Source organism: Nonomuraea fuscirosea, from assembly GCF_003001935.1.
Lineage (GTDB): Bacteria > Actinomycetota > Actinomycetes > Streptosporangiales > Streptosporangiaceae > Nonomuraea > Nonomuraea fuscirosea.
In genome coordinates, this window is record NZ_PVNG01000021.1 from 39,773 (window position 1) to 49,188 (window position 9,416).

At 71.8% G+C, this 9,416-nt stretch carries 11 protein-coding genes; 4 read left to right on the top strand and 7 right to left on the bottom strand.

All coding sequences use genetic code 11. The features are described from left to right. Window positions 1–2: 2 nt before the first annotated feature. Complete coding sequence (locus B0I32_RS39575) at window positions 3–857, bottom strand: alpha/beta fold hydrolase (RefSeq protein ID WP_106248479.1); 855 nt, start codon at window positions 855–857, stop codon at window positions 3–5. A gap of 56 nt (window positions 858–913) precedes the next feature. Then, window positions 914–1,768 carry a haloalkane dehalogenase gene (locus tag B0I32_RS39580; RefSeq protein WP_106248481.1) on the bottom strand — a complete coding sequence of 285 codons (855 nt, stop codon included), beginning with the start codon at window positions 1,766–1,768 and terminating at the stop codon, window positions 914–916. 186 nt (window positions 1,769–1,954) lie between these two features. Here B0I32_RS39580 and B0I32_RS39585 point away from each other — a divergent pair, with 186 nt between their 5' ends. Beyond that, entirely contained in the window at window positions 1,955–2,464 is a 510-nt protein-coding gene (locus B0I32_RS39585) for a MarR family winged helix-turn-helix transcriptional regulator (RefSeq protein WP_106248483.1), read from the top strand. Here B0I32_RS39585 and B0I32_RS59165 read toward each other — a convergent pair. Beyond that, window positions 2,428–2,886: a hypothetical protein gene (locus tag B0I32_RS59165; RefSeq protein WP_219912239.1), complete on the bottom strand. Its 459-nt coding sequence runs from the start codon at window positions 2,884–2,886 to the stop codon at window positions 2,428–2,430. The genes B0I32_RS39585 and B0I32_RS59165 overlap by 37 nt on opposite strands. A gap of 340 nt (window positions 2,887–3,226) precedes the next feature. After that, window positions 3,227–3,841: a TetR/AcrR family transcriptional regulator gene (locus tag B0I32_RS39595; protein WP_106248485.1), complete on the bottom strand. Its 615-nt coding sequence runs from the start codon at window positions 3,839–3,841 to the stop codon at window positions 3,227–3,229. A gap of 80 nt (window positions 3,842–3,921) precedes the next feature. Here B0I32_RS39595 and B0I32_RS39600 point away from each other — a divergent pair, with 80 nt between their 5' ends. After that, the gene (locus tag B0I32_RS39600; RefSeq protein ID WP_106248487.1) at window positions 3,922–5,016 is read left to right on the top strand and encodes a saccharopine dehydrogenase NADP-binding domain-containing protein; all 1,095 of its coding nucleotides are present in this window, start codon (window positions 3,922–3,924) and stop codon (window positions 5,014–5,016) included. Between the two features lie 70 nt (window positions 5,017–5,086). On the opposite strand, the gene B0I32_RS39605 is transcribed toward B0I32_RS39600, so the two are convergent. Together B0I32_RS39605 and B0I32_RS39610 are read right to left on the bottom strand one after the other, a co-directional pair. Beyond that, window positions 5,087–5,812 (bottom strand): nucleotidyltransferase domain-containing protein, encoded by a 726-nt coding sequence (locus B0I32_RS39605; RefSeq protein WP_106248488.1) that lies wholly within the window; start codon window positions 5,810–5,812, stop codon window positions 5,087–5,089. Between the two features lie 53 nt (window positions 5,813–5,865). After that, window positions 5,866–6,840: an SDR family NAD(P)-dependent oxidoreductase gene (locus B0I32_RS39610; protein ID WP_106248490.1), complete on the bottom strand. Its 975-nt coding sequence runs from the start codon at window positions 6,838–6,840 to the stop codon at window positions 5,866–5,868. Window positions 6,841–6,903: 63 nt separating this feature from the next. Here B0I32_RS39610 and B0I32_RS39615 point away from each other — a divergent pair, with 63 nt between their 5' ends. Further along, a complete protein-coding gene (locus tag B0I32_RS39615; protein ID WP_219912240.1) occupies window positions 6,904–7,470 on the top strand; it encodes a TetR/AcrR family transcriptional regulator in 567 nt (188 codons plus the stop codon). 55 nt (window positions 7,471–7,525) lie between these two features. On the opposite strand, the gene B0I32_RS39620 is transcribed toward B0I32_RS39615, so the two are convergent. Continuing rightward, window positions 7,526–8,077, bottom strand: coding sequence for a dihydrofolate reductase family protein (locus B0I32_RS39620; RefSeq protein ID WP_106248491.1), 552 nt, complete (start codon window positions 8,075–8,077; stop codon window positions 7,526–7,528). A 140-nt stretch (window positions 8,078–8,217) separates the two neighbouring features. Between B0I32_RS39620 and B0I32_RS39625 the strand changes: the two genes are divergently transcribed. After that, entirely contained in the window at window positions 8,218–9,393 is a 1,176-nt protein-coding gene (locus tag B0I32_RS39625) for an alpha/beta hydrolase fold domain-containing protein (RefSeq protein ID WP_219912241.1), read from the top strand. Window positions 9,394–9,416 lie beyond the last annotated feature (23 nt).

Sequence of the window (9,416 nt, forward strand, 5' to 3'; positions counted from 1 at the left end):
CATCAGTCTCCCGGGTGCCTCGGCGTGCTGCCGACGAGGCGGGCGATCTCCTGGGCGTGGGTGAAGACCAGCTGGTGGTCCGCTTCGAGCCAGGTCGTGGTGATGTGCGGCTGCTCCCGGACGAGCCGCTCGACGCCGGCCCGCCAGTTCCGGTTGAACCGCCGCGCGGGCCCGCCCGCGTCGTGACCGGCCATCGCGGTCGACATGATCATGCTGATGGGCCGGTCGATCTTCCGGTACCGGTCGAGGATGCCGGCCCTGATCACGTCGATCTCGACGTTCAGGTCGGCGAGCTGGGGTGCGGTGAGCAGCACCTGACGTTCGGTGCCCCGCTCCGCTTCCTGCCGCGCCGCCTGTTCCTCCCACATCGCGCGGAACTCCGGCAGGACGGCCTCGGTGACGAACGGCTCCGGCACCGGGTTCGCCCCGTCGATCAGCACCAGCCCGGCGAGGGTGCCGGGGTGCTCGGACGCGTAGTGCACGGCCAGGTCGGCGCCGAGCGAGTAGCCGACCAGCACGGGAGCGTCCGGCAGGTCGTGTTCCAGCTCGGCCATCACGGTGGTGAGGTCGCCGAGGAAGTCGCCGAAGGAGTACCGGCCGGCGGCCGAGGCGAGGCCGTGCCCGCGCAGGTCGAAGGTCACCACGTCATGGTCGCGCCGCAGCAGCCCGGTCAGCTCGCGCAGGCCCGCCTGGGTCGAGCCGAGCCCCGGGCACAGGACCAGCGGCCGCCCCCGGCCGCCGCTCGACACCGGGATGGTGACGCCGTCGTGCTGGATCGTGCGGCTCCGCACTGCTCCGGCCCGCTCTCCTCCGCTGTACGCCCGCGCGACCTCGGTCGCGTTGTTCTGCTCCGTCATGCCTCCATGCTGGGAGATTGACCCTACGTCAGGGTCAAGCGCGACCGCCCACGGCCCTACCGCAGGCTCTGCCGGTCCAGCCAGGCGGAGATCGCGGCGGCGATCTGCTCGGGCTGGTCCTCGCCGGCGTGGTGACCGGCCGGGCCGAGGTGTTCGACGTGCAGGCCGGCGATGTTGTCCTTGCACCACGCGGCGAGCTCCGGGGTCACCAGCAGGGTCGGTGAGGTGTCGAACGTCAGCAGCAGCTTGGGGACGTCCTGACTGTGGGCCAGCCAGCCGCCGTAGGCGTCGATCCTCGCGGCCACGTCGGCGGGGTCGCCGTCGACCGGGATGGAGCGGGCCCAGTTCATCAGCGGACGGCGGCTCTCCCTGGTGGGGTAGGGCGCCCGGTAAGGGGCGAGGTCTTCCTCGCTGAGCGGGTGCAGGACGCCGCCGGTGTAGGCGGTGTCGATGAGGAAGGTCGAATCCAGCATCAGGGACTCGCCCTCGGCGCCGCGCAGCTTCACGGTACGGGCGCGGGCCTGCTCGGACAGTTCGGCCGAGGCGACCGGACGGACGATCGCCTCGAAGAAGGCCAGGCCGCGCACCCGATCGGGATGCCTGGCCGCCCAGTCGAAGGCGAGCGAGCCGCCCCAGTCGTGGCCGACGAGCACCACCTCGTCCAGGCCGAGCGCGTCGAAGAACGCGTCGAGGTAGCGGGCGTGGTCGGCGAACCGGTGGTCGCCGGCCGGCTTGCCCGAGCGGCCCATGCCGATCAGGTCGGGGGCGATCAGCCGTCCCCCTCCGACCAGGGGCAGCACCTTGCGCCACATGTGCGAGGAGGAGGGGTTGCCGTGCAGGAAGACGAGGACGGGGCCGCTGCCGTGGTCCTCGTAGTACATCGTCGAGTCGAGAACGCCGATCGTGGGCATGACGGGGGCTCCTTGCGTGAGATGGGGGTCGGGCTTCGCGGAGATCAGTTCTCGCGGGTCCAGGCGGGTGTGTGATCCGCTGCTCCCTTTTCATTCGCCGAACTAACGTTAGAGTCACTAACGTTTATGCCATGAACGAATGTACATCGTTAGTCGGACTAACGCAACACCGGTAGGATCGGCGCCATGAGCAGCGGAGCCGACGCGGCGCACATGCCGCCCGACAGCGAGACGAAGACGCCGGAACGGCTGCGCCGGAGGGCCGGTCGCCTGCTGTCAGGCGTGTCCGCGCAGTCGGACCGGCTGACGAACGACGGGCTGGCCCGCGTCAACGCCCGCAAGTGGCACTACGCCGTGCTCGCCTCGTTGCAGGAGTTCGGCCCGGGCAGCCAGGCGACGCTGAGCCGGCGCACCGGCATCTACCGCAGCGACATGGTCAGCGTCCTCAACGAACTGGCCGAACGCGGCTTCGTCGAGCGGACCCTGGATCCCGACGACCGCCGCCGCAACGTCATCACGATCACCGCCCAGGGCCGCCGGCAACTCCGCCGCCTGGACAAGATCCTGGACGACCTGCAGGACGAACTGCTCTCTCCCCTGTCACCCACCGAACGCGACCAGTTCGTGGGACTGCTCACCCGCCTGCTGGACCACCACACTCAGCGGGCGCCCCATCCCCCAGCCTCGCGGCCCTGAAGAGCGTTCATGGCGCGTTCGATCCGATCGTCGGGGTACGGCGTCGTCCTGCTGGTGCCGTACAGGTCCCAGTAGAAGTCGTTCACGAGCGCGGCCACGGGCGCGTACCGGCTGATCGTCCCGGCCAGGCTGGGCGGAGCGCCGGTGGGCTGTGCGCCGGCCGCGCAGGCGCGCACGAACGCGTTGCGCTCCGGCGGCGCCGTCACCCCGCAGAAGGCGGTGACGAGCCAGTTGACCAGCCGCATCAGCGCGTACCCCGCGTCGTGGGTGCGGTTGCGCCCCAGGAAGTCGATCTCCTGCTCGGACAGGTCGAACCGGGAGGAGGTGGCCAGCCCGAAGTCCGTGAGGTACAGGCGTTCGCCGTCGGTGAGGAGGTTGGGTGCAGCAGTGGAAAGGCGGCGCTGCGGCCGGTCAGGACCCACTCGGTCGTCATCTCGCCGGCCGCGAGTTCACGCCAGGCGCCGAAGCCGGCGCTGCCGATGGCGGTGAGCCCGTACTGGCAGAAGGCGGGCATCCCGAACAGGTTCGCGGTCGACCGCTCGTTGCCCGCGCGGCGCTCCAGGTCGGTTAGCGGGGTCCGCTTGGCGAAGACCGGCACGCCGCCGACGTCCAGCAGCACCGACGTGCCGCCGATCCCCGCACCCAGGGGCCGCGCCTGTTCCAGCGCCTCGCCGAGCCGCCGGTCATCGTAGGAGGCCAACGTGCCGGCGACCTCGCCGTGGCGGCGGACGCGTGCGCTCAGGGACATGTCTTGTGGCTGTTTCACCTGGCAGAAGTCCTTGGGATCGGTTTCGCGGGCGGGGGCACGTTCTCCTGGGTCAGCTCGGCGCGCATCGTCTCCAGGGTCGCGAGCAGGACGTCGTAGAGCTTGCGATCATCCTTCCGGTCCAGCCACTCCGCCACCGACACGTACATGAGAGTCACTCCGGTCTCGGCCAGCAGCGCCGCCCGCGTGGGGTCGATCCCCCTGGACAGGAAGCCCGTCCGCAGGGCCTCGGCCATGACCGCCCGTTTGTGCAGGTCCCGTTCGCGCAGGCCGTCGTCGGAGCGGACCAGGTCGCGCCGGGCTCGCAGAGCTTCCTTGCGGCCCTCGAAGCGCTCCTCGATGAGCAGGCGCAGGCCCTCGACGATCAGCGTGATCGGTTCGGCGGACGGCGGGAAGCTCTCCATCAGCACCGCGACGAAGTCGGGCACCCGGGCGTCGTCGGCGAACAGCACCTCGCGTTTGTCGGCGAAATGCCGGTGGAAGGTGCGGGTGGTCAGGCCGGCCCTGGCGGTGATCTCGGGGACGGTGGTCGCGGCGAAGCCCTGCTCGGCGAAGAGTTCCATGGCCGCCCGCTGGAGACGCTCTCGCGCGTCCGGTGCCCATCTGCTCACGCGTCAAGTGTAGTGATGACACGGCACGTCATGACGAGTACAGTGATGACACGCGATGTCATCACTAGGAGAGTGACGGAATGAGCGAAGTCTGGATCCTGGGCGGCGCGGGGCGTACCGGCCGGGCGACGGCGGCGGCGCTCCGCCGCAGGGGTGTCGAGCCCACGCTGGTCGGGCGGGACGCCGGGCGTCTGGCCGAGGCGGCCGGCGCGGGACGTACGGTCGTGGCCGGCGACGTCGAGGCGATGGCGGCGGAGATCCGCCGGCAGCGTCCCGCCGTGGTCGTCAACACGGTGGGCCCCTTCACCAGGACCGCCGAACCCCTGGTACGCGCCTGTCTGGCGGCCGGCCACTACCTCGACCTGGCCAACGACCTGGCCTCGTTCACGACCACGCTCGGGCTGGGCGACGCGGCCGCGGCGGCCGGGCGTACGGTCGTCACCGGCGCCGGATTCGGCGGCGCCGCGACCGAGAGCGTGGTCGTGAAGCTGTGCGAAGGGCGCGAAGTCCCTGATCGGGTACGGACCGACATGATCCCCTCGGTCGCCCTCGAAGGCGGCGTCACGGGCGAGGCGCTGGCCGGCTCCCTCGTCGAGGGGCTGCCCGGTCTGGAGGGAGGCGGCCGCTACCAGGGGCGGCGATACCGAGGTGGCCGCCTGGCGCCGGCCCGGATCGGCGGCGACCCGGCCGAGCTGACGCTGCCCGACGGCTCGACGGTCACCACGGCGGCCGTGCCGCTCGGCGAGCTGATGGCGGCCCAGCGGGCGAGCGGCGCGCCGGACGTCGTCTCGGCGTCGAGCGAGGCTCCGTCCTCCCCGGTCGCGCGCGCGATCCTGCCGGTCGCGACCGCTCTGCTCATGATCGGCGCGGTACGCGAGTTCACCCGGCGGCGGCTGGCCGCGGTCACCACCAAGCCCAAGGAGAAGCCTCGGGAGTACTCGTGGGCTCACGCGGTCGTGCACTGGCCGGACGGCGTCACGCGGGAGGGGTGGCTGCGCGCCGGCGAGGCGATGTCCTTCACCGCGGCGGTGGCGGCCGAGGTGGCCCTGCGCCTGCTGGCCGGCGAGGGCCGGCCGGGCGCCTACACGCCGGCCGCCCTGTTCGGCCCGGCGCTCGCCGAAGCGTGCGGCGGCGACTACCTTCTCCCTGACTCCCCCGCCGACACACGGATCTGACCAGCGGATCGAGCTCCTGCTTTCCGGTCCCGGGGGCGGTCCAGCTCGAGACCGGGGCAGCAGAACGCCGTCAGCCCAGAGCGTCCGCCACGAGGTCGAGGTAGGCGTGGCCGGCGGCCACGCTGGCGGGCAACCCGAGCGGCGCGAATCCGTCCAGCAGCCGGCGCAACTCAGCCAGATGCCGCCGCCAGGAGGCGCCGGGCTGGCAAGGGCCGCCGAGGAAATCGATCATCCGGGCGGTCTCAGGCGAGCGGCGCGCGATCCGCTTGCCCGCGATCGGGACCATCGCCAGCCGCGCGATCTGGAGATCGGCGGGTTCCTTGGGCGTCGGCGGCTCAGGTTCGCCGGTGCTGAGCAGGTCGGAGAAGGTGACCGGGAGCCGGTCGAAGCCACGCCGATCGAAGACGACCACGCTGTCGGCGGGCCGGCCCGCCCGCGAGACCGGTTGGATGTGCCAGTCGACCCAGAGCGGAAGCCCGTCCACGAGGTGCTGCCCGCTGACGGCCCTGGTGCCGCGGGGGCCGTTGTGCCGGGCGTCGAAGGACGCCGCCAGCACACCCGGACCGGATGGCAGCCGGCCGGGCACCGCGTACTCGTCAAGATCTGCGTCGTCCACGAACACCAGCAGGTCGATGTCGCTCCAGTCGTCCGCCCGGCCCGCGCCGAGCGAGCCGACCAGTGCGGCGCCGGCCACGCCGGGGTCGTCGCGGAGCCCGGCGATCGCGGCGTCCAGCCATCGGGACCGGATGCCGGCGAGACGGGGAGCCGGCGGCGCGGTGCCGCCATCCGTGCTCATCACACCACCTCACCACCTCCGGCGAAGCGGCGGCAACCGGATAAACGGCCTGCTCAGCCGCCGAGCAATTCGCTGGAAACCGCCCAGAGGCGCTGGGCGATGACGGGATCGAGCGCCCATTCCTTGACACCGTGCGGGTGCTGGGCGAGGTCGGCGTCGTTCGGCACGGGGTACGCCTCCTGCCCGTCGTCGAGGTAGTGGCCGCCGCTGTGGGCGAATTCCGGGGCGACGGCCGCGACGACGCTGGTGGCGGCTCCCTGCTCGACCGTCTTGTAGGTGAAGATCCCGGCGGCCTCGGCCGCGTCGAGTGACGCCTTCTGCCGCGCGGTGAAGTTCCGCTGCAGCCCCGTCGCGACGCCGCCGGGGTTCACGGCGTTGGCCACGATGCCGTCGGACGCCCAGCGGCGGGTCGCCTCGACGGCGAACAGGGAGTTGGCCGTCTTCGACCGGGCGTAGGCGAGCTGCGGGTCATAGGGGCGGCGTTCGAAGTGGAGGTCGCCGAAGTCGATGCCGGAACGCATGTGCGCGGTCGAACTGACCGAGACGATCCTGGCGCCGTCGCGGTGGCCCGCGCCCAGGGCGAGGGCATCGTGCAGGCCGGCGGCCAGGGCGAAGTGGCCGAGATGGTTCGTCGCGAACTGCAGCTCCCACCCCTCCCGCGTCCGTTCGAGGCCGCCGGTGACCACGCCCGCGTTGTTGATCAGCAGGTGCAGCGGGCCGCTCCACGCGCCGGCGAAGCGCGCGACGCCGGCCCGGTCGGCGAGGTCGAGCCGGGCGACCCGGGGCCGGACGCCTCCGGCCGAAGCCGCGATCCTTTCGGCGACGGCGTCACCCGCGGCCGGGTTCCGGACGGCGAGCGTCACCTCCGCTCCGGCGCAGGCCAGCGCGCGGGCCGTCTCGGCCCCGATCCCGGAGGAGGCCCCGGTCACGACCGCGCGGACGCCGGTCAGGTCGACGCCGCGCAGCACGTCGGCCGCGGTGCTGGCGGAGGTGAAGGGCGTGGTGACGAGTGGTCGATGAGTGCTCACGGCCGCAACTATACAGACAAGACAACATTTGTTTAGTACGCCTACCACTCGTATGCTCGTTCCATGACCGAGGTCGATCACCCGACACCGACAGCCGCCGACACCGGCCGCCGGGCCGTGGTCCTGGACTCCGCCATGCTCACGTTCGCGCGCTACGGTTACCGGAAGACCTCGATGGAGGAGGTGGCGCGGGCGGCGCGCATCTCCAGGCCCGGCCTGTATTTCCTGTTCTCCTCGAAGGAGACCCTGTTCCGCGCCGCGGTCGGCCAGGCCCTGGATCGCGACATCACGGCGGTGGAAGACGTTTTGGCCGACCCGGGCAGACCCCTTCGGGACCGCCTCGCCGATGCGTTCGACCAGTGGGCGGGCCGCTATGTCGGCCCGCTGACGAGCGACGTCGAAGCGGTCATCGACGACAATCCCGGCCTTCTCGGCGAGATCATCGAGGCGCCGCGGCGACGTTTCGAGGAGCTGATCACCGACGCGATCGCCACCGAGTCGGGCCGGCAGGCGGCTCCCCCTCTCGCCCGGACGATGATCAGCACCTCCATCGGCCTCAAGCACCAGGTCACCTCGCGGGAGATCTACCTGGAACGACTGAAGGTGGCCATCGACCTCCTGCTCCGCTGAAGCCGCGCGTCGTGGACGCCCGCGGCGGCCTCCGCCTCCATCGCGGTCCGCTGGGCTAAATCCGAGGGCGGTAGTAGAGCAGGACGTTGCCGGACTGGAACGGGCGCACCCGGATCAGTTCCAGCGGCACCGTCCCGGCTTCGGCGAACAGTCTGCTGCCGCCGCCCAGGATGATCGGGTTGACCATCAGGCGTACCTCGTCGACGAGGTTCGCGCGCAGCAGAGCGCCGGTGAGCGTGGAGCTGCCGAGCACCGCGAGGTCCTTGCCGGGCGCGTGCTTGACCCGCGCGAGCTCGTCGATCGAGGTCAGCGTGATGGGCGAGTCCGCCCACGCGACCGTGGTGAGCGTGTCGGAGACGACGAGCTTGGCCAGGCTGTTCATCCGGTCGGCGATGCGCCGGTCGAAGTCCGCGCCGAGGTCTCCCGTCCAGTACGCGGCCATGCCGGTGTACGTGGTGCGGCCGAGCACGAGCGTGTCGACCTCGTCGAGCTGCTCCACCGAATAGTCGGCGAACTCCGGCCCGAAGGTCTGCCAGCCGAGCCCGCCGTCTGGATCGGCGTGATACCCGTCGGCGCTGACCGCCATGAAGGAGAACATCTTCCGCATGTCCCTACTCCGTCCCGCGAAAAGGTGATGCCTGCCCGATTCACCCTGGCGGCGAAGCGGGCGGAGGGGAACGCCGCATCCCGCATGACGCTCATGCGCGGTGTGCAGGACCGCAGCTCAGATGCCCGATCATGGGAAAGGTGAGCGACGGAGCACTTCGCGGGCAGACACCGGACAGCCTGGAGCTGCGCCATCTGCGCGCTTTCGTCGTGGTGGCCCAGGAGCTCAACTTCGGCCGCGCCGCCACCCGCCTGTTCGTGTCGCAGTCCACCCTCAGCCGCCAGATCGCCGCGCTCGAACGCGTCCTCGGCTGCGTGCTGCTGCGCCGCTCCACCCAGTACGTGGCCCTCACGCCCGCCGGGCGGACCCTGCTCGACCGGGTGCCGGCCGTGCTCGACGACCTGGACGATGCCGTCAGAGCGACCCGCTCGGCCGGCGGCGAACTGGCCGAACGCGTCCGGCGGCTGGGCGACCAGTTCGCCGACCTGACCTACGCCGACGTGGAAGCGCTCCGCGCCGCCGCCGAACGCCACTACGCGCTGATGCCGATCCCGCCCGAGATCACCTACGCCCCGGTCAACGCCGGCGGCGTGCCGGCGCTCGTGGCCGGCCCGGCCGAACCCGGTCGCGGCTGGGTCCTGCTGCTGCACGGCGGCGCCTACACCACCGGGTCGGCGTACGGGTTCCGTTCCCTGGCAGGCGCGCTGGCCGGCGCCGTGCACGGGCGGGTCAGCACCCCGGACTACCGGCTGGCGCCCGAGCATCCGTTTCCCGCGGCGCTGGACGACGTCCACGCCGCCTACACCTGGCTGATCAGCCAGGACGCCGCACCGCACGACGTCGTGCTGGCCGGCGACACCTCCGGCGCCGGACTCGCGCTCTCCCTCCTCCTGCGGCTCAAAGATCGCGGCCAGCCGCTGCCCGCCGGGGCGGTCCTGTTCACGCCGTACGTCGACCTCAGCGCCGCTGCCCGGGAAACACTGCCCGACCTCCCCGCGGCGAGCGCCACCCGCCGGGGTGCGGCATGGGGCGTCGCCCGCTACCTCGACGGCCACCCGCTCGACGACCCCTTGGTGGATCCGCTGCACGCCGACCTGCGCGGGCTGCCGCCCATGCTCATCCAGGCGGCGGCGGGCGACGAAGGGCTCCCGGACGCGGAACGGCTGAGCGGCCACGCGCGCTCCCAGGGCGTCGACGTCCGGCTGGAGATCTATCCGGTCGCGGCCCAGAGCTTCCACCTGTACTGGTCGTTCCTGCCCGAGGCCGCCGACGCCCTGGCCCAGGCCGGCGACTTCGTCCGTACCGTGTCCGCCTGAGCGCCGTCGCCGGCCACTAGGGT